The organism is Kordiimonas sp. (assembly GCF_965216265.1).
Classification (GTDB): Bacteria; Pseudomonadota; Alphaproteobacteria; order Sphingomonadales; family Kordiimonadaceae; genus Kordiimonas.
Map to the genome: position 1 here is coordinate 1,067,645 of NZ_OZ244153.1, position 20,510 is coordinate 1,088,154.

The following is a 20,510-nucleotide window of genomic DNA, read 5'->3' on the forward strand; positions in this document are numbered from 1 at the left end:
GCGCACAGCATTTAAAAGACAGGATAGAAACGAGTTTACGATGGCATTGAACATTTCTTTTCATAAAACCAGAACAGCGGGCGTGGCTTTTCTCCTCGCCCTCACCGCCCTTGCCCCTGCGCCCGCCATGGCACAGGACATGCCGCAAATGCCACCAGCGCAGGTAGAAGTGGCCATCGCCGAAAAGCGCATGATGGCGCCAGAAATGCTGGTGTCCGGCACCGTGATCAGCGTCAACGACAGCCGCATTGCGAGCGAGGTGGAAGGCCCGCTGGCATGGATTGCCCAGGTTGGTACGGCGGTAAAGGAAGGCGACGTGATCGCGCGGATCGACAGCAGGTTACTTTCTGTGGCAGCACGGCGCGCGGAAGCCAACCTCAAGCGACTGCAGGCCAACCTTGTCTTTCGCGAGCAGGATGTGAAGCGCTATGAGGAACTGGCAAAAAGCGATAACACTTCGCAAGCCAAACTGCAGGAAGTCACCGCCCAGCGCGATATGCTGGCGCAGGAGATCGCCGACGCTGAAGCGACACTTGACCGTGCAAAAGGCGACCTCGCCCGTGCGGAAATCCGCGCGCCCTTCCCCGGCCACGTCGTGCAGCGGCTTGCGAACAAGGGCGAATATGTCAGTATCGCCGATCAGATTGCCCGCCTTGTCGACAATGAACATATCGAGGTTGTAATCCCTGCCCCGATCTCGATCACGCCTTTCCTGAAAGCAGGCGATGAGGTTGCGGTTCATGACGGGCGCACAAGCCGCATGTTGCCCATCCGCGCCGTTGTGCCTGTGGGAGACATGGTCTCGCGCATGGTGGAAGTCCGCCTTACATCAAAACCGGAATACTGGATGGTAGGCACCCCTGTGAAGGTGAGCCTACCCAAGGAAGAAGCACAGGAAGCCGTAGCCGTGCCGCGCGATGCGCTTGTGCTCAAGGGGGACACCCAGTTCATCTATAAGGTAGGTGCCGACAACAAGGCCGAGCAGATAACTGCAGACATTCAGGCGGCGATCGGGCTTTGGGTTTCCCTCAAGCAGGGGCTTGAGGAAGGCGACAAAGTTGTGATCAGGGGTGGTGAACGGCTAATGCCGGGCCAGGATGTCATGATCAAAAGCGACCCCCAAAGCCGCTAGAAAAAGCCGAAACCTGCAATCCATATGGGCTTGAAGTGATGGGCTACTTCAGGCCCATATTCTTTTTGATCTTGGCAACGTCCTCGCGCAATTCCTTGAGAAGGGCGAAGTTCAGGTTCATCGCCTCTGTCACCCCTGCCACGGTAACCGGATCATTCTGAAGTGGTTCCGCTCCCTGACGTTTGGGCACCGAGTTCCAGCCTGGCATCGCAAAGTCCTTCAGGAAGGTGTGTTTGATCCAGTGGTTCTCGGCTTTGAAATGCTCCATGATTTCACGGCGCGTTTCATCATCCAACGGGTGGTTTTGCGAGCTTCCCCGCGTGACGTGAAGGCTTGAGATGAAATCAGTCAGCTCATGGTCTTGCGCATTTTTGAAAAGATAAGGGCTTTCCTTAAGCGCATTGCGCAGCTCATCTGTGACCGATGTATCTTCCTCCGGAAGCACGGCTGGCATGGTGTGCTGCGCCCCAATCGCGTGCCAGAAATCCGGCACGATATGCCCGCCTTCCAGCACTTTTGGCCAGGCGAGCCGCACCCGCATGCTTGAAGCACCAAACACATCCATGTAAGCGCTCAGTGTATCACGGTAAATGCCCTTGGCGGATGCTGCCAGAGACTGGCCTACAAAAACACGCAAGCCCATGCCGGTTTTGAACAGGCCACGGCGCCACGTCTCCACCAACCAGTCGTCCTGCCGGGCAAAATAATAGATCACCTTGCAGTCAAAATAGGCCTTGGCGGCCTTCATCATGCCTGCCATCCCATCGGCATTCAGGCTATCTGCCGCGAGTATCACCGCTTTCAATTTCTGGGCTTCTGCCTTGGCGCTCAGCGCCTGAAACTCAGTGCTAAGATCAACCGTCCTGCCAGCATTCAAATCTTCAAGTTTGCCTGCAAGAAACGCATCCGGGAAAGTGACCGCATCTTTCCGGCCCACCAAAGCGATTGACGCAGAGCAGAGGCCGATACCTTCCGCTGCCAGCGCTGCGTGGTTTTCAGCCAGCGCTTGCCGGACCAGGCCGCTGCCGCAGGCCTCAAGCCCAATGTATAAATACAAAGTGGTGGTCATATATCGCTCCGGTCCGGCACCAGCGTGTTCGGCAACCGGTGCGTATCCGGACCATATAGCCCCGCCCAAGCCGGCAAGGCAATGACCTATTCATCGTGGCTTCATGTGCATCAGGTGAAACTTCGTGCCAACAGCATCTGGCTGCGTGACAATTCGGTGAAGGAAATGCTACACCAAGATGCATTCAGCAACCGCTTTGGAAAATCGCGCCAACAGAAGCGCAAGGCCTGCCACATGTTCAACCCTCTCAGATCAATCAAGACCCTGCGCGACAAACAATTGATACGTCGTGCACGCGTGATGTTTGAGCAAGGGGAAAGGGCGGCTGTAGTCAAGCTCATCGGCTCGCTCGCGGCAAAAGCGTCGCCCCGGCCAGATGCTGTGACCCTTGTGGTGCGCGCGCTTCGGCAGATGCAGGACCACACGGCAGCCAGCCGGTATCTCGCCCCTGCGCTCATCGCTTGGCCAAACCACACAGGCCTGTTGTTTCAGCAAGCATCTTTACTCCTTGAAATGGGCGACGCCCAAGCGGCCTTAGATTTATGCCACACCAAGGAAGCCGCACTTTCCAAACACGCTGGTTATAGCCGCCTGCTTGCAGCGTGCGAAAATGGTGCAAAACTGCAAGCTGTGCTTGGCACCACAAGCCTGATGGCTGAAATCAATGACCTTGAGAATTCAGGGAAATGGCCAAAGGTCGCTGATATCCTGTGGCCAATATGGCAGATGAAACATCCTTTCGATATCCCCACGCTCTATAGCAAGCTGGCCACCGGGCTCAGGCATGCCTTCCGCTTCAAAGACGCCCACGAGGTGATCAGGGGCGGGCTTGAAACGCTGGCTGACACCCATGAGCTTGAAGTTGCGCTTGGGGAACTGTTGATGGCGGAACGCAAGTGGGTGAGTGCAGCCAAACAGTGGCGCAAGGCTATTGAGCTGGCTCCAAACAACCCCGTGCCCGGTCTCTATATCCGGCTTGCCGACGCGTATTTGAACGGGGGTGAGAGTGCGCTGGCTAAAAGCGCTATTGAAGAAGGCTTGGGGCAGCATCCCGGTCAGGATTCCCTCCTCAAAAAACAGGTCCATGTGGCGTTCAACTCAAAAGCATGGGCGCAAGCGCTTGAGCGCGCCGAAGCACTCCCACCAGAGCTTAAAGGCGAACCTGCCATCCAGACTCTTATGGCTGAAGCCCGGTTTGAGCTTGCCTCCCCTATCGCAGAGCAAGCCTATGACCTGATTGGCACTGGCCAGCCTGATGAGGCCAAAGCGAAGTTCGCGGAGGCGCTTGATACCAGCGGCCTCAACGCCTCAAAAGCTGAATGGACGGAAGCTTTTTCTGCACTCTGTAATCTTTCCGCGCCACACACCGATGCTGAACCGTTAAGGCAATACCCGCCTGCGCTGCAGAAAATCATGGTCGCTGGCACGGGCTGGTCGGGTTCCGGGGCGCTTTATGATTTCTTCCGCGAATTTGAAGCGGTCGAGCCTGTGCATGGTGAGTTTCGTCATATTGAGCACAGCGAAGGCCTGCACGGCATCAAGCGCAAACGACCACTGGTGCCTCACGCGACCGCCTTTTTCGCAAAAATCGCATCAGGCCTTGCAACATACGATAACAAAAGCGGTTATATTCCGGTGCAGTCTGCGCGTTGGTGCGCGCTGAAAGACCAGCCCACCTATGCAGCCGCAACTGCGACCTTCCTCAAAACATACGGCGCGTTTGTGCATCACGGCAGGAAAGACCCGTCCAGCCTTCACGCCGCTACAAATGCGCTCATTGATGCCGTGATCGGCGCCATTATGGGCCGCAAACCTGAGCATGAGAAAACCTTCCTGCTTGATAACGTTATCCACTGCCAGAATGTGGCCTTGAGCGAATATCTGGAAAACTTCCACTATTTCGCTGTGTTTCGTGACCCACGCGCGCAGTTCGCGGCCAATATGGCTGAAAACCCGAACTTCCACGGTGATGTGCAGCGTTTCATCAAAAGCTACCGTGATTATCGCCTGAAATTCGAGAGACAACGAGGCACCACATCCCTCCGGGGCGGCGAAATTACTGTCGTCCAATTTGAGGAATTTGTGCTATCCGAAGACTATCGCATGGCACTTGCGGATCTTTTGAACATTGGCCCGCACCTATTGAAACATAAGTATTTTGACCCCGACGTTTCCGGCCGCAACGTGCGACTTCATGACGCCTATGCCGACAAGGCTGCACTCAGGCAGATTGAGGAAGCCCTGCCGGAATTTCTGTGGGAAGAAAAACAGTAAATCCAGAACACAAAAAGACGATCAGGGACTATAGATAATGCCGACAGTTTATATGGGGATGAGCGCAGACCTGCTGCACCCGGGCCACGTGAATATTATCAGGAAAGCGGCCGAGCTTGGTGATCTCACCATCGGCCTGCTGACCGACAGCGCCATCGCAAGTTACAAGCGCCTGCCCTTCCTCACCTATGAGCAGCGCAAAAGCGTGGTGGAAAACATCAAGGGCGTGGTGCGCGTTGTACCGCAGGAGACACTCAATTATGAGCCCAACCTGCGCACCTATAAACCCGAAATCGTTGTGCATGGGGACGACTGGAAAACAGGCGTGCAGCAAAGAACCCGCGCGCGGGTTATTGAAGTGCTGGCGGAATGGGGCGGCAAGCTGGTTGAGTTTCCCTATACCGAAGGCATTTCCTCAACCCAGCTTCACGGCAGCATCAAGGAAGTGGGCACCACCCCGGACATCCGCCGCCGCACGCTTAAACGCCTGATCGACGCCAAGCCTATCGTGCGCATCATGGAAGCCCACAACGGCATCTCCGGCCTTATTGTTGAGCATGCCAAGGCTTCCAGCGAGGGCCGCACGCTTGAGTTTGACGGCATGTGGGGCAGCAGCCTCACGGAATCCACCGTGAAGGGCAAACCCGATATCGAAGTGGTGGATATCTCCACCCGGCTCTCAACCCTGAATGAGATTTTTGAGGTCACCACCAAGCCGCTGATTTTTGATGGCGACACTGGCGGCAAGCCCGAACATTTTGCCTTCACGGTGCGCTCGCTGGAACGTCTCGGCGTCTCCGCCGTTATTATCGAGGACAAGGTCGGCTTGAAGAAAAATTCCCTGTTCGGTAATGACGTGGCACAGCAGCAAGCCAGCATAGAAGATTTCTGCGACAAGATCCGCACCGGCAAGGCTTCTCAGGTTACCCGTGACTTCATGATCATCGCGCGCATTGAGAGCCTGATCCTTGATCAAGGACTTGAGGATGCCATCACGCGGGCAAAAGCCTATCTGGAGGCCGGAGCAGACGGCATCATGATCCACAGCCGCCAGAAGTCTCCTGACGAGATTTTCGCTTTCTGCGAGATGTATGCAGCACTGGACACAGACAAACCGCTCGTGGTGGTGCCTTCAAGCTTCAATGCGGTTTATGAGCATGAACTGCAGGAACGCGGCGTGAGAATCGTTATATATGCCAACCAGCTTCTGCGCGCGGCGTACCCCAGCATGATGAAGGTGGCTGAAAGCATCCTCACCCATGGAAGGTCGGCGGAAAGCAGCGAGCTTTGCATGCCAATCAAGGAAATCCTCGACCTGATACCGGGGACACGCTGATGATTGAACCGCAGGAATTTTATACAGAGCTGCAACGGGCCGGGGTGTCGTTTTTCACCGGTGTACCAGATTCACTGCTCAAAAGTTTTTGCGCCTATGTCACCGACACCATGCCGTCGGAGCAGCATATAATTGCCGCGAATGAGGGTGGCGCTGTAGGCATCGCCCTTGGCTATCATATGGCCACAGGGCAGGTACCGCTCGTCTACATGCAGAACTCAGGCCTTGGCAATATCGTCAACCCTTTGCTCTCGCTGGCGGACAGGGAAGTATACGCGACCCCCATGCTGCTGCTTATCGGCTGGCGCGGCCAACCCGGTGTGAAAGACGAACCACAGCACGTGAAACAGGGTCGTGTGATGTGCGCAATGCTGGATGCCATGGAAATCCCCTTCGCCAACATCGGGCATGACGGTGCGAGCGCCAAGGCGGCGCTGGATGGTGCGCTCAAGTATATTTCCGAACATAACGCACCTTATGCGTTGCTGGTCGAAAAAGGCGCCTTCGCTGACTATAAACTCGCCGGCACCGTTGAAGACCTGCCCATGACACGGGAAGATGCCATCAAGGCTGTCATCAGCACCCTACCGATTGATGCCGCCGTGGTTGGCACAACAGGCATGGCATCACGCGAGCTGTTTGAAGCGCGCGCGCACAAAGGCACCGGCCATCACCGGGATTTCCTTACCGTTGGTGGTATGGGGCACGCGTCGCAAATCGCCCTTGGCATCGCGCTTAACCAACCTGATCGCACCGTTGTGTGCCTTGATGGTGACGGCGCAGCGCTCATGCATATGGGGGCCATGGCCATTATCGCGAACCAGGCACCAGATAACTTCATTCATGTTGTGATCAACAACGGGGTACACGGCTCTGTGGGCGGCCAACCAACCGTGGCGCGCGATATCACCATGACCAGCATAGCCGAAGGCTGCGGCTATAGGGCTGTGCATAGTGTGGATACAGAGGCCGCGCTTGTTGCGCTGCTGGGTGGCGGCCTGCCTTGCCCCGCCTTCATTGAGGTCAATGTGAAACAGGGGTACCGTGCAGACCTCGGGCGGCCCACGTCCAGCCCGCAGGAAAACAAGGCCGAGTTTATGCGCTTCCTGAAAGGCAGCCAAAACTGATGACCGACCAGAAGCAAATATCATGGGCAGAATTGGGGCGGGATTACCTGAGCCACGCCCGTGGTATATTTCTGGTTGCTGGCACCGGGTCTTTCTCTGCCTCCGGCGCTAAAGCCAAGTTCAGCGCCGTGTGTGGTGACATTCCAGCGGTGCGCTTTTCGGACTTTACAGAAAACCCGCAGTTGAGCGAGATCAGCGCGGGTGTAAGGCTTTTTGAGAAAAGTGGTTGCGACGTTATTGTGGCCATTGGTGGCGGCAGCTCAATTGATATTGCCAAGTCTGTCCATATTCTCGCGGGCCACGCGACAGACGAACACACGGCGATACTGAGAGGCGAAAAAAACCTCGAACCCACTGTGGCCGGGCGCGCGTTTATCGCCGTACCCACCACCTTTGGCACAGGCTCAGAAAGCACGCAGTTTGCAGCCGTATATATCGGGGATGCCAAATACTCACTTTCGCACCCATGCGGCCTGCCGGGCGCCTATGTGCTGGACCCGGCCCTTGCGCTATCGGCCCCCCCCGTCATTCGCGCGAGCACTGCGATTGATGCACTTTGCCAGGCCATCGAATCTTACTGGGCGAAAGATGGCAGCAAGGAAAGCCGCGCTTACGCGGCCAAAGCCATCCCGCTGCTTCGGGATAATATTGAGGCTTATGTGAGCAGCGATGACTTGGATGTTGCCGCTAACATGGCAGAGGCAGCCAACCTGTCTGGCCGCGCCATCAACATCTCAAAAACCACAGCACCGCACGCGCTTTCCTACGGTATCACCAAGCGATACGGTGTGGCCCATGGTCAGGCCGTGGCGCTTACCCTGCCTGCCTTTTTTACCCTGAACGCAGACCGCGGGGACGCTGACACCAAGGCCCGCATGCGAGAGATATTTGACCTTCTTGGCGTCAAGGACGGTGCAGCCGCAAAAGTCTGGTTTACCGGTCTTCTGACTGCAACCGGCCTGAAGACACGCCTGCTCGATATCACCTCCGTCAGCGCAGATGACGCGGAAGAGCTTGCTGCCCAGGTCAACCTTGAGCGGCTTGGCAATCACCCGGTGACCCTTACAAGCAGCGACCTGATCGCAGCGCTGCTGGCCTAGGCCAGCTTCAATTATACTGAGTTGTCATACAAGCTAAACATGGGCGCTGTAGCCAAAGGCCGATTATCGTTTGCAGGAAAGCCGATGCCGCAGCACCCAGGCACCACCAATATTCGCACAGCGCTTCGCACGCTATGGCCGCTTTTTGCGGCTGTTGCTGCATTTGTCGCAGCGGGTAGCCTGCAAAACGCACTGGTAGCCTATGACCTCGCGCAGGCGGGTGCGTCTTCCCTGATGACGGGCGTTGTGATGTCTGCCTATTTTGCCGGTTTTTTGCTGGGCGCTTATACAGCACCACGGCTCGCAGCCCGGCTTGACCTTGCACGGCTCTTTCTCATCATCACCGCCCTTTATGCACCGTGTACGGCGCTGTTTGCGCTCGCAGGCAATATGCTGCCGGGGCTGATAGTATTGCAGATCGCCACCGGGTTCGGTATCGCCTGCCAATATGTGGTGATTGAAAGTTGGCTCAACCTTGAAGCTAACAGCAGCTACCGCGCGCGGCTCTTTGGCACCTATATGTTTTTCTGGTTCTTTGGTGCTGGTGGCGGCCCGCTCCTTATTGGGCTGCACCCTATAGGGCATGAGCCCTTGTTCCTGCTCGCAGCCGGGCTTGTCGCCTTTTCTGGCCTTATGCTCCATCGGCTCAAGGATAAAGCCTGGCGGGGGGCTATTTCTCTCCCCATGCCGCTCAGGCCGGTGCTGGAGGCCAGCCCTTCCGGCTTTTGCGCAACGCTGTTGGTGGGTGTAAGTTTCGGTGCCGTGCTGGGCCTGACCGCCGCCTACGGGCAGCACAACGGCCTGAGCCCGACTGAAACGTCGTTTTTTGTTGCAGCGTTCATCTTTGGGGGTGGTCTGACCCAATATATGGCGGGCGCGCTTTCTGACCGGCTGGACCGTCGCCTTGTGTTGACAGTCTTCACCTTCCTCGCCGCGCTCAGCGCGCTGCTTCTGCTCACCGCAAATACCAAGCTGGGCGTGATGGCATGCGCCACCGCGTTTGGCGCGTTCGCCCTGCCCATCTATGCACTTGCTGTTGCGCAAATTCAGGACAGCGTGGCAGAGGACAGGCGCATCGCCACCAGCGGCGGGCTTTTGATCCTGAACGGGTTCGGGTCCTTTATCGGGCCGCTTGTGGTTGGCGGCATGAGTGGCTGGTGGGGTGATGCCGCGCTTTTCATCACCCTTGCGCTTGTGCATTCAGCTATCGGCGGCATTTACCTCTGCCGTTTGCTTGTTCGTCGGTTGCGGCCTGTGGCCGTCTAGCGATTGACCCTTTCATGAAAAATATGGCAGCACTACAGGACCCCTAATTTCGGAGTAGATGTTTTATGCCCAAGCTCGGCATGCAGCCCATCAGGCGGCAGCAATTGATTGACGCGACGATCCGCACCATCGCTCGTGTGGGATACTCTGAAACAACCGTGAGCCGGATTGCAAAAGAAGCCGGGCTTTCCGCCGGTATTATCTCGCATTATTTTGGGGGCAAGCAGGCGCTTCTTGAAGCCAGCATGGCGCGGGTATTGTTTGAGCTGCATGATGCTTTCCTCAAACACCTTGAGGAGGCCACGAGCCCCCGCGAGCGGCTATCAGCGATCATCGATACAAATTTTGAAGATGACCAGTACAAACCCGAAATTGTGCGGGCGTGGCTTTCCTTCTGGGCGCAAGTGCCCTTCTCACCGGAGCTGAAACGCCTGCAGGCCATTTATAACCGACGCCTGATTTCTAACCTCGCGCATGAGCTTCGCCGGATCGTGCCCGGCGACGCCGCGCGTGACGGCGCGGAGATATTCGCCTCCCTCATCGACGGCTTCTGGTTGCGCTCTACCATGGCCGAAGCAGCACCGAACTTGCCCGAAATCAGACGGCAGATCGAACAGAGCATCGACCGTTATATCCGCGCCATGGCCTAGCCACACATTCCGCCACACCTCCGCCGCAAAAACGCGCACACTCGCGCCGCACTTTCACGCACACTTTCGCCACACATGCCACACTTCCCTGAGTGCTAAAGCCCGCAAAAGCTACCGCGCCAAGCCTCACACGCCAAGGCTGGTAGCCCACGGCAAAGTTTTGCAGATGTCTCATATTTCCGTCACCAAACCGTAATGAATTCAGCGCATTAAGACTGCGGCAGACTTTTTATTGAATGACTGTTCAATAAAAAGGGGCATCAATTTTATCATTTCAAGGGCGCAGAATTATGACAGTTAACATGACAAAAAAAATGCTACTGGGGGCGTGCAGTCTTTTTGCCGTTTCCGCTGTAGCACACTCGGAGGAAACTGCTGCGGACGCCTATGCGGATGACGCTGGCGTTGAAGAAATCGTTGTTTCTGCAGAGAAAACCACCTTCGCGAACAACGCAACAGACAGCATCATGCGAGACCAGGAGCCTGATGCAGCAAGCGTGCTTTCCGTGATCGATAACCTGCCGGGCATTTTTGTTTCTGAAGGCGGCACCTTCGGCTCTGATGACTGGTCTACCACCCTGTCCATCCGTGGTTTCACTGTAAGCCTTTCAGAACAACAGGTTGGCATGACAATCGACGGTCTGCCAAACGGTAACTCCAACTATGGCGGCGGCGCAAAAGCCAACCGCTATATCGATAGCGAAAACCTCGCGCGCGCTGTGGTATCGCAGGGCACTGCCGATATCGCCTCCCCTTCCCACGAGGCGCTTGGCGGCACCATCGATTTTGTTACCAGCAACCCATTTGAAGAACAGCGTTTCTGGGCCAGCCTGAGCGTGGGTGAAAACAACGCACAGCGGTATTTCTTCCGCTATGACACCGGTGAAATTGCTTCCGGTACAAGGGCTTACCTCAGCTACTCCAACACCACAAACGATGCCTGGATTGGTGATGCTGGCGGCACAACACGGGACCACTTCGCTGCAAAAATTGTGTCTGAGCAGGACGAATGGACCTTCACCGGTCGCCTGTCATGGGACGATACCCACGAGAATAACTACCAGCGTATCTCGCTCGCCCAGTTTGAAGAAGACCCGGATTGGGACCGCCTGACAGACACCATCACCGGCATTCCGTATGTTGATCAGGTTTATCGTCCGGGCTGGGGCACGCTGCGCGAGAACTGGTTTGCCTATGTAAAAGCGGAATATGAGGGCGATAATTTCGACTTCACCGTTGCGCCTTACTATCACAAAAACGAAGGTCGCGGCGACTGGATCCCGCCTTACCTTGTTGCAGTAGCCGGTGGTGACACACAATCGAACGGCACCATTTTTGGCGGAAGCGCAGCGGCTTCATATACTTATACGGACTCGAACGGCACGCCACTTGCGCCAATCGACGGCTGCACAGCCACCCTCACCTTCCCTTATGGCGGGGGCGCACCAGCCAACAACCCGGCATGTTATCAGGCAGGTGCTATCCCTGTTGGTTCATACCGTCACACCCACTACGCCAAAACCCGTATCGGCGCGACGGCTGACGCCGCATACCGCATTGGCGAGATGAACACGCTTCGTGCTGGTATCTGGTGGGAAAATTCAGACCGTGACGAATCGCGCGACTGGCACAAAGTCATTGATTCTACGGTAGGAATCGAATTTGACGAGACAGCCTACTGGCGTCAGTATGACCGAAACTTCGTAACCGACACCTTCATGGCTTATGCAGAAGACACGTTTGAGCTGGGTGATCTGACCCTGCGCGGCGGCGTGAAAAAGTTCTTCGTTGACCTTGAGCGGAACGACAATTTCGGCTCTGAAGCCACACAGTCGCTCGAGTCCAATTCTGATCTTCTGTTCACCGCCGGTGCGATCTATAACCTGACAGACGACTTTGAAGTGTTCGCCGGTTTCTCGCAAAACTTCGCGGCGATCAAGGACGGTATCATCGAAGGTCAGGCAAGTGCGACAAACCCGAACATCCCTGACCTTGAAGGCGAAACCGCCGACAACTACGACATGGGGTTCCGCTTCAATAATGACTGGCTGCGCGCGACGCTCACCGGTTATTACATCAAGTTCAACAACCGCATCACCTTTGTATCCGAAGGCGATCCGGTTGGCGGTGTTGACTACCTTGAAGAAGGTGAAGGCACATACCTGAACGTGGGCGGCATCAAGTCTAAAGGTATTGAGGCCAGCATCTCTGCTGACTTTGCCAGCTACTGGAACCTCTATAGCTCCCTCACCATCAACAGTTCTGAGTATACCGAAACCACAGCAGAGGTTGTTGAAGGCAACAAAGTGGCCCTCGCTCCCGAGTTCCAACTTGTTGGCACGCTCAGCTACTTCAAGGACGGTGTGCGGGCAGGTGTTTCCGCCAAGCATGTTGGCGAACGTTATGGCGATTTTGCCAATACGCAGGAGCTGCCATCTTTCACGCTGGTTGATGCATGGGTTGGTTACACCGTGGACGAGAATGTCATCCCCGGTATCCAGACCATTGATGTGAGCCTGAACATCACCAACCTCACCAACAAGAACTACCTTGGTGGTGGTACGCCGGGCTCATATTTCATCGGCGCTGATCGCCAGGTCACCGCAAACCTGACGCTCAAGTTCTAAGTTTCGAAGCAACTGGTGGGTGGCTTAGGCCGCCCGCCCTTTTTCCCGGAGACCCCAACATGATCACGCGCCGCACCAGCATGAAACTCATGGCTGCCACTGCAGTTACGACGGCTATGGCCCCCAATCTTTTGGCGGCGAGCACCAAAAAATCCACAACAGAAACGGGCGCAAGTGTCTCACGCATTCTGTTTGGCTCCTGCGCCAATCAAGACAAGGCCCAGCCGATCTGGGCGCCTATCAACGCACTTGAGCCAGACCTGTTTGTCTTTCTGGGTGATAATATCTACGGCGACACGCGTGACATGAGCGTTTTGGCTGCTAAATATCAGAAATTCGCCGCAGTCGAAGGTTTCAAAACGCTTCGTGACAATACGCCTGTTATCGCCACATGGGATGACCATGATTATGGCGAGAATGATGCGGGAGTTGAGTATCCTGAAAAGGAAAAATCCAAAGAGCTGTTTCTGAACTTCTGGAATGAGCCCAAGGGTAGCGCCCGGCGCCGCGATGACGACGGCATCTACACTTCATATACCTATGGCGAAGCGGGCCAGCGCACGCAGGTGATCCTGCTTGACTTAAGGTGGAACCGCACACCACTCACCCACGTGAGCCAAGCCGCAGCCAAACGCCGCGACCAAATGGGTTTTGGCCCTTATCTGCCTACTAGGGCAGAGGGCGCTACCATGTTGGGCGAAAAACAGTGGGCGTGGCTTGAAGGTGAACTCAGGAAACCCGCTGACCTACGCATTATCGGCTCCAGCCTGCAGTTTATTTCAACCTTTCCCGGCTGGGAAGCATGGAGCCTGTTCCCCACTGAGCGCAAACGCATGATAGACCTGATCCGCAAGACGAATGCTCAGGGTGTACTGTTCATCAGCGGTGATACTCACTGGGCGGAGATATCGCGTCAGGACGACCAACATACGCCCTACCCCGTGTATGACTTCACCTCAAGCGGCCTGACGGAAACCTGGCACAACATAAGCCCGAACGCCTACCGGCTGCCGGGCTGTATGTTCACCAAGGCAAACTTTGGCATCATAGAGGTGGACTGGAATGTGCCTGACCCTCATATCGTGCTGCAGGCCAGAGAGGTGACAGGGAACCCCGTGTTTGAGAAGTCTCTGCTGCTGAGCCACCTTTCCTCCCGGTGACGCCGGTTCAGTTGATAAACAAGCAGAGCAGAAGGGATCAGGTCATGCCTGATCCCTTTCAGCATTCTGATTACTGGCCGATCATGCCATCAATCGGTTCACCGGCTTTCAGGCTTTCATGGCTTCCCTCATAGTCATAGCCAAGCAATTTCGCAGCCGTCGCTGCTACTTGAGTGAGCGCAACCGGTTCACCGCCTGAAATCTCACCAAGCACAGGAGTATCCGGGCCAACAGCTGCCATCCAGATAGCGTCATCACCCTTAAAGTTGCTCACCGCTTTGGTTCCGTCCTCGCGGGTATAAGGGAAACGGCCATGATGCTTCCATGCTTCAAGGCTATCGCTGCCCCGGCCATGGTCTGTGGTGATAAGCAGGGTGGTTTTCCCTCTATAACGAGCGTCACTTTCAAGCCACGCCCATAATTCAGCAATAGCCTGATCACTGCGGTGTGCTGCATGCGCATATTGGTCATAGTGCCCGTCATGCGCAAAATCATCTGTTTCGCCGAGAGAGATATAAACGAACTTCATCTTCTCGCTTGCGAGTGCCGCGCGCGCGAACCCCATCGTGAAAGCATCAAGCCGCACCGTGTCCCACGGGCTTGGGATTTTTTCCTGCAGGTTATTAAGCAAGCCAACACTCTGGCCACGGCCATCATAGGCTTCAAAACCTGCATTCACCGGCACGCCAGAGCGTTCTTCATTTATAATGTAGGGAAACACGTCCCACGACCCGAAAGCAGCAACCTTGCCCGCGTTCTCCGGCATCGCATTCAACCACTCAAGGACCGTGCGGTTGGGGTTGGGAAACTTGTCATTGCTGGTAATGCGTGCGTCATCCGCAAAGCCTGTGAGGATCTCGCTATAGCCGGGGTAGGAGAAATGATAGGCGTTAGTGAGTGTGCCAACGCTGCCTTTGTCCCTGTTACCGTATAGCTGCCCGTGGGCCGCAAGCGTGTTCCAGAAAAATGGCATCAAAGCTGAACGCGAAGCCTCCGGTGCTTCAAGCCCGAACTTGGTCTTGAAGGCATCATGTGTTTTTTTGTGAGCGATATAGGCTTCCTGATCAAAGAAGGCTTTATCCGCGCCCCTGAACACTTCCTGCCACCTAAGGCCATCAATGGTAATCAGAACCACTGTTTCTGTTTTGGTAGGTGCAGCATGGGCTGATGTCACAGCCGCAAAAATAAACATGAATGACGCCAGAAAGGTGCGCACAGGTTTCTCCCTTGATCCAATTTCGCTACCCACCGGATAGCATATAGCTTTCAAGCGGGACTGTGCGCCTTTCTGATGAAAGTTTTTTGGCAAAACAAATTTTTATTGAACCCTTGTTCAGCAAAAATCTTCAAACCGACAGCGCCTTGCGGGTGGCGTCATTGGCGGGAAAGAAGGACTCGATGGCTATCTCGGATAGCGTCACATCGACGGGTGTGCCAAAAACGGTCGTGGTAGAAAAGAAAGACAGCTTGCCATCTGGCACTAGAAATTCGAACGGCACAAATACGTCACCGTAACCTTCATCTGGCGCGTTCAGGTCGCTATCCGGGCATGGGTATGACTTCAACTCATCCATAAGGTCTATCAGCACTTCGTCGGCTGTAACATTGATCTGGTGGCGAAGTCGCTCAAGCAGATGTTTCTTCCATTGGGGTAAATTTACGATCTGTGGCGCGAGCCCACCGGGGTGCAGCGACAAGCGTAATACGTTAATGGATTGCGCCAGCAAACTCTGTTCTGTCACACCCGCCAGCATGGCCGGTACCGCGGCATTTGCCGCCAACATGTTCCAGTGCCGATCGATCGCGATTGCCGGGTAAGGCTCATGCCCCTTCAGCAAAAGATCGATCGCCGCGCGCGCCGCCGTGAGCGACGGGTCATCAAGATCGCGTGCCAGATATAAGGGAGCATATCCAGCAGCCAGAAGAAGGGTATTTCTCTCCCTCAGCGGCACGTCAAGGCACTCTGTCAGGTGAATGACCATGTCACGGCTAGGCGTCGACCTGCCGGTTTCAATAAAACTCAAATGCTTTTGCGAAATTTCAGCCTCCAGGGAAAAATCCAGTTGGCTCATACGGCGCCTGTTGCGCCATTCTTTCAGTTGCCCGCCAAAGACCTGTGCACTTCTCTCAGTCGTCATGTTGGTTATCCTCGCTTGTGTGACCCGGTTGCTACCGTCATCCGGTTTTATCGCTGAAAAAAGTTGAGTTCAATTACCTCTGAGTTAATTGGCAAGCCGCTCGTGATCGCTGATCCTGACATTAGACAACAACTGGAACTCGATCACATTACCCCAACCAATGGAGGTTACCATGAGCAAGACAGCACAAACATTTCCACTTCTGAAATATGCGTTGATTGGCGACGCAATCGCGAGCGGCGGCACCGGCCTTCTGATGGCAGCAGGCGCAGGGTTCCTAGGCGACCTGCTTGGCCTGTCAGTGTCCCTTCTTACCTATGCGGGGCTTTTCCTTCTGCCCTACGCGGCGGCGGTCGCCTTTGTCGGCACCCGCAAGGCAATTAACCGCCGCGCGGTATGGCCTATCGTTATCCTTAACCTGTTGTGGGTTGTCGATAGCTTCGTGCTGCTGGCGAGCCTGGAGCCTGCACCAACGATCTTTGGCGTGGTGTTTGTCGCCTTTCAGGCCGTCGTGGTGCTCGCTTTCGCGGTCGCTCAGGCAATAGGCCTGCGGCAGCAAAAAAACAGTGCGGAATTCATGACCGCATAAAAACTCTCCCCTTTCCCCAACCTCAACCTCCCTGCCGCCTTGCGTCGGCGGGGATTTTTTTGATTGTCATAGTCGGCGAAATAAACTCAGCAGTACCATAAAGTAATGTGTCACCTGTGTCGGTAAGCAGTGGGCGTGATCGTTCTTATAAACAGGAAGGAAGCAGAACAGATGCAATATGCCATCCTTTGTTACAATGATGAGGCGGCGATCAGCGGCTGGAGCCAGGAAGAGGAGGATGCCTGTATGCACCGCCTTGAAGTGGTACAGGCTGGCTTGCGCGAGGCTGGTCGCCTTGGGCCAGTTGTGCGGCTCATGCCTACCTCGGCGGCAACAACGCTGCGTAAAGATCAAGACCCTCCGCTCGTGATTGACGGCCCATTTGCGGAGACCAAAGAGCAGTTACTTGGCTTCTACATTGTTGATTGTGCATCACCAGAGGAGGCCTTGGCAGTCGCAAAGGATCTTGGGCGCGCGAACCCCGGAGGAGCCTTTGAAATACGCCCCCTCCTAAGCTTGAAACCCGGAGACATGAGAAAGTGAACGAAATCGACTGGATCGAGAAATCCCTGAAAGCGGCGCGGCCAAAAGCGGTTGCAGCCCTTCTCAGGTATTTTCGCGATCTGGACACCGCAGAGGAAGCCTTTCAGGAAGCCTGCCTGCGTGCGCTCAGCAAATGGCCGATGAACGGACCACCAAAGGACCCAGCAGCCTGGTTGATATTCGTCGGTCGCAACGCAGCACTCGACAGTATTCGTAAAAGCAGCAAACTGCAGGCACTGCCGGACGAAGCCCTGATATCTGACCTGAGCGACATTGAAACACCGGTGGCAGACAGGCTGGACAATGCCCACTTCAGGGACGATATTCTTCGCCTTCTGTTTATCTGCTGCCACCCGGACCTACCCAATACGCAACAGATAGCGCTTGCACTCCGGGTCGTTTCCGGACTTAGCGTGGCTCAGATCGCAAAAGCGTTTCTGGTTGGCGAACGAGCGATGGAGCAACGGATTACCCGCGCGAAACGTAAAATCAAAGAGGCAGAAGTCGATTTTGAAACGCCAGACACCGCTGCCCGTGACACCCGACTGAATACCGTGTCTGCCATGATATATCTTGTATTCAACGAAGGATATACAGCCGCTGGCGACACGCGCACGCCCAAGCTCCCGCTTTGCGAGGAAGCTATCCGCCTTGGCGCGCTGCTTTGCGATCTTTTCCCTAACGCGGCGGAAATTGCAGGCCTACAGGCGCTGATGTTATTACAATATTCAAGGACCGCGGCGCGTTTTTCTGCAGACGGCGAGATCATCCTGCTTGAAGACCAGGACCGGAAACTCTGGAACAAGGATATGATTGAGGCCGGTCTCACCCGCCTTGACGAGGCAATGGCCCGGCGGCAACCCGGTCCGCACCAAATCCAGGCAGCCATCGCGGCACTGCATACCCGCGCCCCTAAAGCCACGGACACAGATTGGGCAGGTGTCGTTCAGCTATATGAAGCGCTGGAACGCATGACCCCTTCGCCCGTGATAACGCTCAATAAAGCCGTCGCCGTTTCAAAAGCTGAAAACGTGGCGGTCGCACTTGAGCTGATCGAACCGCTAGAGCGTCATCTGGCCGGTTATTTCTATTTCCATGGCGTGCGGGGTCATTTCCTCGCCTCCCTCGGCAGAGAAGACGAAGCGCGCCTTGCGTACAATGAGGCCATATCGCTTGCACAAACCGCAACCGAGGCTGCTCACATTCGTCACCAACTTGATAATTTATCAAAATAAATCAATATCTTAGAAAAAAACCATTCTCCTTTTTCAAAATAATTTCTTCCTGTGTCGGGAAGCTCTGCGCCTACACGTCCTATGGGCAACACCGAGTAACACAACAGCGAACTTGAAACTTAAGGAGAAACAAAATGCGTGTGATGATTCTTATCAAGGCCGACAAGAATACTGAGGCCGGTGTTCCGCCAACAGAGCAACTGCTTACCGATATGATGCATTTCAATGAAGAACTGGTGAACGCGGGCGTTATGCAAGCGGGTGATGGCCTTATGCCAACTTCGCAAGGGGCGCGGGTCCACTTCACCACGGAAGGGCGCACCGTCGAAACCGGGCCGTTCCCTGAACTCGGGCAGCTAATCTGCGGTTTCTGGCTCTGGAAAGTAGACTCGCTCGAAGACGCTATTTCATGGGTTAAAAAGTGCCCTATGCCCCTGGATGATCGGGCGGAGCTGGAAATTCGGCCGCTCTATGAGATAGAAGACCTTGGCGAAGCTGCCACACCTGAATTGGTTGAGAAGAACGATGAGCTGCGCCGGAGAACACAAAGCGCCGCATAAACAAGCGTCACGGTAGCGAGAATTGATAACACCGGGCCCGGAAATCCGAACCCGGTGTTAATATGCTGGTGTGGTATGTTCGTCCAACCTAGCCTCTCGCAAATGCAAGCAGGTCGGTTTTGAACTGAGCTCTGTGTGTTATGGGAAGCCCGTGGGGTGCGCCTTCGTAAACCTTGACCTGAGTACCGGACACGAGTTTGCCAATTCGCGCTCCCGAAAGTGCAAAGGGCGTGGAAGCGTCTTTATCGCCGTGAACTATAAGTGTTGGTAAATCAAGCTTCTTCAATTCTTCCCTTAGATCAGCCCGGATCATTGTATCGTAACATGCCAGCAGCGCAGGCAGTGACGTTTGCAGCATCAGCTCACGCCCCCATTCCTGCATCTCCAAGCTCGCCGCGTTGAGCCAGAATGCGGCTTCTCCCTCCTTAAGCCACTTGGGGAAGTCTTGTGCCATCAAGGCTTTGGCCCCTTCAAGCATTGCGCCCGGCACCCCTACTGTATTGTCGCCACCGAGCATCAGGCAGGGTGCCGTGCTTGAGAGGAATACGATACGGCTGATGCGCGCGTTCCCGTGTTTCGTCAGATACCGCACAGCCTCCCCGCCAGACATAGAATAGGCCACCAGAGTGACATCTGTTAAATCGAGCATCTCCAGAACAGCCGCAAGGTCCTCAGCCAAGGTATCATAGTCATACCCTGTGCCAGGATCATCTGACCGGCCGTGACCGCGCCGATCATAGGCAACGCAGCGCATCCCCTCGTCCAACAGGTCAATAAAATTATAGTGCCAGAAGTCCAGCGGCAGCCCCCATCCTGTAAGAAACACAATCGGTTTCCCTACACCCCAGTCCCGTACCCGCAAGGTAACACCATCTGATGTTACAATCTGACTCTTACGCCCTGTGTGTGCTGCTGTCGTCTCTGCCGTGCTGTGCGCCTGTGCGCCCACCCCGGTTGCAAGTGTTCCCAGCGCCACGGCGCCTGTTGCTGCTGCACCTATCGAGAAGAAATCACGTCTACGCATTTGAACCTCCATCCTGACCGGGAAAGCCATCCCTCCCTTACCCTCATCAATCCCCCAAACCTGAGGGCACAGCAACTACCCGAAAGGTAATGAAGCTGACGTTATTCAGGCCCGGTCTATGCGCGCCAGATAACAACCCCGGCCCGCCGTATGTGCATGAATATAAGAAACGCCGATGTCAGATAGCAGCGCATCAAGCGCATCGGCAGTTTCTGCCCCCGCTACCACACATGCATCAACCATCATGTGAGTGTCGTCATATGCGCGGAGCGAGATGAGCTGGCGAATACTCAGTATCTCAGGCACCTGACCCGGTTCAAAGGTTTGGCTTTGCGCACCGTCTGCCACAAAAATGGCGTGCCGGGAGTTATAGGGCGTCGGCACATCCAGATGTGCATAATTTAAAAGAATGACCCGTGTGCCCGGCTCAACATCCTTCAATAACACCCGACACGGAAAGCCCGGGTGGCTATCAGCAACATAAGCTCGCGCATCAAGCGCCTGAAGCTCCTCATCGCTTTTACCAAACAAATAGCCAAACTGTGCCGCATCCAAACCGGAAACAATAAAACTCATAATACGCCCTCATGTGTGTTGATTATCCTGAGATGAGGTATGCCCGGCCGTTCTCATCGGCACACTCCGGTCCTTGCGCCTGAATTTTTCAAGCGCGGAATATT

The 20,510-nt window shown here is 55.3% G+C and carries 18 protein-coding genes; 13 read left to right on the forward strand and 5 right to left on the reverse strand.

Features of this window, described 5'->3' with window-relative positions:
• The first annotated feature begins 40 nt into the window (after positions 1-40).
• Positions 41-1,132, forward strand: a complete 1,092-nt coding sequence (locus tag ACOOGA_RS04950) for an efflux RND transporter periplasmic adaptor subunit (protein WP_420429759.1) — start codon at positions 41-43, stop codon at positions 1,130-1,132.
• Between the two features lie 43 nt (positions 1,133-1,175).
• On the opposite strand, the gene ACOOGA_RS04955 is transcribed toward ACOOGA_RS04950, so the two are convergent.
• A complete protein-coding gene (locus ACOOGA_RS04955) occupies positions 1,176-2,201 on the reverse strand; it encodes a hypothetical protein (protein WP_420429761.1) in 1,026 nt (341 codons plus the stop codon).
• An 81-nt stretch (positions 2,202-2,282) separates the two neighbouring features.
• On the opposite strand from ACOOGA_RS04955, the gene ACOOGA_RS04960 reads away from it, so the two are divergent.
• From ACOOGA_RS04960 to ACOOGA_RS04995, 8 genes are all read left to right on the forward strand, one after another.
• Positions 2,283-4,475, forward strand: a complete 2,193-nt coding sequence (locus tag ACOOGA_RS04960; RefSeq protein WP_420429763.1) for a hypothetical protein — start codon at positions 2,283-2,285, stop codon at positions 4,473-4,475.
• A gap of 37 nt (positions 4,476-4,512) precedes the next feature.
• Positions 4,513-5,811: a phosphoenolpyruvate mutase gene (gene aepX / locus ACOOGA_RS04965; RefSeq protein ID WP_420429765.1), complete on the forward strand. Its 1,299-nt coding sequence runs from the start codon at positions 4,513-4,515 to the stop codon at positions 5,809-5,811.
• The gene (aepY, locus tag ACOOGA_RS04970) at positions 5,811-6,938 is read left to right on the forward strand and encodes a phosphonopyruvate decarboxylase (protein WP_420429767.1); all 1,128 of its coding nucleotides are present in this window, start codon (positions 5,811-5,813) and stop codon (positions 6,936-6,938) included. The genes aepX and aepY overlap by 1 nt, the downstream gene beginning before the upstream one ends.
• On the forward strand, positions 6,938-8,038 hold the full coding sequence (locus ACOOGA_RS04975) for a phosphonoacetaldehyde reductase (protein ID WP_420429769.1): 1,101 nt from the start codon (positions 6,938-6,940) through the stop codon (positions 8,036-8,038). The genes aepY and ACOOGA_RS04975 overlap by 1 nt, the downstream gene beginning before the upstream one ends.
• A gap of 84 nt (positions 8,039-8,122) precedes the next feature.
• Positions 8,123-9,304 (forward strand): MFS transporter, encoded by a 1,182-nt coding sequence (locus ACOOGA_RS04980; protein WP_420429771.1) that lies wholly within the window; start codon positions 8,123-8,125, stop codon positions 9,302-9,304.
• A 65-nt stretch (positions 9,305-9,369) separates the two neighbouring features.
• On the forward strand, positions 9,370-9,954 hold the full coding sequence (gene betI / locus ACOOGA_RS04985) for a choline-responsive transcriptional repressor BetI (RefSeq protein ID WP_417460549.1): 585 nt from the start codon (positions 9,370-9,372) through the stop codon (positions 9,952-9,954).
• Positions 9,955-10,256: 302 nt separating this feature from the next.
• Entirely contained in the window at positions 10,257-12,581 is a 2,325-nt protein-coding gene (locus ACOOGA_RS04990; RefSeq protein ID WP_420429773.1) for a TonB-dependent receptor domain-containing protein, read from the forward strand.
• 59 nt (positions 12,582-12,640) lie between these two features.
• Positions 12,641-13,741 carry an alkaline phosphatase D family protein gene (locus ACOOGA_RS04995; protein WP_420429775.1) on the forward strand — a complete coding sequence of 367 codons (1,101 nt, stop codon included), beginning with the start codon at positions 12,641-12,643 and terminating at the stop codon, positions 13,739-13,741.
• A 70-nt stretch (positions 13,742-13,811) separates the two neighbouring features.
• Here the strand turns inward: ACOOGA_RS04995 and ACOOGA_RS05000 are convergent, their stop codons facing one another.
• Positions 13,812-14,933 carry an alkaline phosphatase family protein gene (locus ACOOGA_RS05000; RefSeq protein WP_420429777.1) on the reverse strand — a complete coding sequence of 374 codons (1,122 nt, stop codon included), beginning with the start codon at positions 14,931-14,933 and terminating at the stop codon, positions 13,812-13,814.
• A 154-nt stretch (positions 14,934-15,087) separates the two neighbouring features.
• Complete coding sequence (locus ACOOGA_RS05005) at positions 15,088-15,879, reverse strand: helix-turn-helix domain-containing protein (protein ID WP_420429779.1); 792 nt, start codon at positions 15,877-15,879, stop codon at positions 15,088-15,090.
• A 172-nt stretch (positions 15,880-16,051) separates the two neighbouring features.
• On the opposite strand from ACOOGA_RS05005, the gene ACOOGA_RS05010 reads away from it, so the two are divergent.
• The 4 genes from ACOOGA_RS05010 to ACOOGA_RS05025 all read left to right on the forward strand — a co-directional run bounded on the left by ACOOGA_RS05010 (position 16,052) and on the right by ACOOGA_RS05025 (position 18,806).
• Entirely contained in the window at positions 16,052-16,468 is a 417-nt protein-coding gene (locus tag ACOOGA_RS05010) for a hypothetical protein (protein WP_420429781.1), read from the forward strand.
• Between the two features lie 171 nt (positions 16,469-16,639).
• The gene (locus ACOOGA_RS05015; protein WP_420430611.1) at positions 16,640-17,011 is read left to right on the forward strand and encodes a YciI family protein; all 372 of its coding nucleotides are present in this window, start codon (positions 16,640-16,642) and stop codon (positions 17,009-17,011) included.
• Positions 17,008-18,246 (forward strand): RNA polymerase sigma factor, encoded by a 1,239-nt coding sequence (locus tag ACOOGA_RS05020; RefSeq protein ID WP_420429783.1) that lies wholly within the window; start codon positions 17,008-17,010, stop codon positions 18,244-18,246. Before ACOOGA_RS05015 ends, ACOOGA_RS05020 begins: the two co-directional genes overlap by 4 nt.
• Positions 18,247-18,380: 134 nt before the next feature.
• Complete coding sequence (locus ACOOGA_RS05025) at positions 18,381-18,806, forward strand: YciI family protein (RefSeq protein ID WP_420429785.1); 426 nt, start codon at positions 18,381-18,383, stop codon at positions 18,804-18,806.
• 88 nt (positions 18,807-18,894) lie between these two features.
• On the opposite strand, the gene ACOOGA_RS05030 is transcribed toward ACOOGA_RS05025, so the two are convergent.
• A complete protein-coding gene (locus ACOOGA_RS05030) occupies positions 18,895-19,830 on the reverse strand; it encodes an alpha/beta fold hydrolase (RefSeq protein ID WP_420429787.1) in 936 nt (311 codons plus the stop codon).
• A gap of 105 nt (positions 19,831-19,935) precedes the next feature.
• The gene (locus ACOOGA_RS05035) at positions 19,936-20,406 is read right to left on the reverse strand and encodes a DUF1203 domain-containing protein (protein WP_420429789.1); all 471 of its coding nucleotides are present in this window, start codon (positions 20,404-20,406) and stop codon (positions 19,936-19,938) included.
• Positions 20,407-20,510 lie beyond the last annotated feature (104 nt).

What these genes read in the sequence shown, in the direction of transcription:
- ACOOGA_RS05015 (WP_420430611.1), top strand. Translation starts at nt 16,640, where the DNA reads ATGCAATATGCCATCCTTTGTTACAATGATGAGGCGGCGATCAGCGGC.
- ACOOGA_RS04950 (WP_420429759.1), top strand. Translation starts at nt 41, where the DNA reads ATGGCATTGAACATTTCTTTTCATAAAACCAGAACAGCGGGCGTGGCT.
- ACOOGA_RS04990 (WP_420429773.1), top strand. Translation starts at nt 10,257, where the DNA reads ATGACAAAAAAAATGCTACTGGGGGCGTGCAGTCTTTTTGCCGTTTCC.
- aepY (WP_420429767.1), top strand. Translation starts at nt 5,811, where the DNA reads ATGATTGAACCGCAGGAATTTTATACAGAGCTGCAACGGGCCGGGGTG.
- ACOOGA_RS04975 (WP_420429769.1), top strand. Translation starts at nt 6,938, where the DNA reads ATGACCGACCAGAAGCAAATATCATGGGCAGAATTGGGGCGGGATTAC.
- aepX (WP_420429765.1), top strand. Translation starts at nt 4,513, where the DNA reads ATGCCGACAGTTTATATGGGGATGAGCGCAGACCTGCTGCACCCGGGC.
- ACOOGA_RS04955 (WP_420429761.1), bottom strand. Translation starts at nt 2,201, where the DNA reads ATGACCACCACTTTGTATTTATACATTGGGCTTGAGGCCTGCGGCAGC.
- ACOOGA_RS04995 (WP_420429775.1), top strand. Translation starts at nt 12,641, where the DNA reads ATGATCACGCGCCGCACCAGCATGAAACTCATGGCTGCCACTGCAGTT.
- ACOOGA_RS04960 (WP_420429763.1), top strand. Translation starts at nt 2,283, where the DNA reads ATGACCTATTCATCGTGGCTTCATGTGCATCAGGTGAAACTTCGTGCC.
- betI (WP_417460549.1), top strand. Translation starts at nt 9,370, where the DNA reads ATGCCCAAGCTCGGCATGCAGCCCATCAGGCGGCAGCAATTGATTGAC.
- ACOOGA_RS04980 (WP_420429771.1), top strand. Translation starts at nt 8,123, where the DNA reads ATGCCGCAGCACCCAGGCACCACCAATATTCGCACAGCGCTTCGCACG.
- ACOOGA_RS05025 (WP_420429785.1), top strand. Translation starts at nt 18,381, where the DNA reads ATGCGTGTGATGATTCTTATCAAGGCCGACAAGAATACTGAGGCCGGT.
- ACOOGA_RS05000 (WP_420429777.1), bottom strand. Translation starts at nt 14,933, where the DNA reads ATGTTTATTTTTGCGGCTGTGACATCAGCCCATGCTGCACCTACCAAA.
- ACOOGA_RS05005 (WP_420429779.1), bottom strand. Translation starts at nt 15,879, where the DNA reads ATGACGACTGAGAGAAGTGCACAGGTCTTTGGCGGGCAACTGAAAGAA.
- ACOOGA_RS05035 (WP_420429789.1), bottom strand. Translation starts at nt 20,406, where the DNA reads ATGAGTTTTATTGTTTCCGGTTTGGATGCGGCACAGTTTGGCTATTTG.
- ACOOGA_RS05030 (WP_420429787.1), bottom strand. Translation starts at nt 19,830, where the DNA reads ATGCGTAGACGTGATTTCTTCTCGATAGGTGCAGCAGCAACAGGCGCC.
- ACOOGA_RS05010 (WP_420429781.1), top strand. Translation starts at nt 16,052, where the DNA reads ATGAGCAAGACAGCACAAACATTTCCACTTCTGAAATATGCGTTGATT.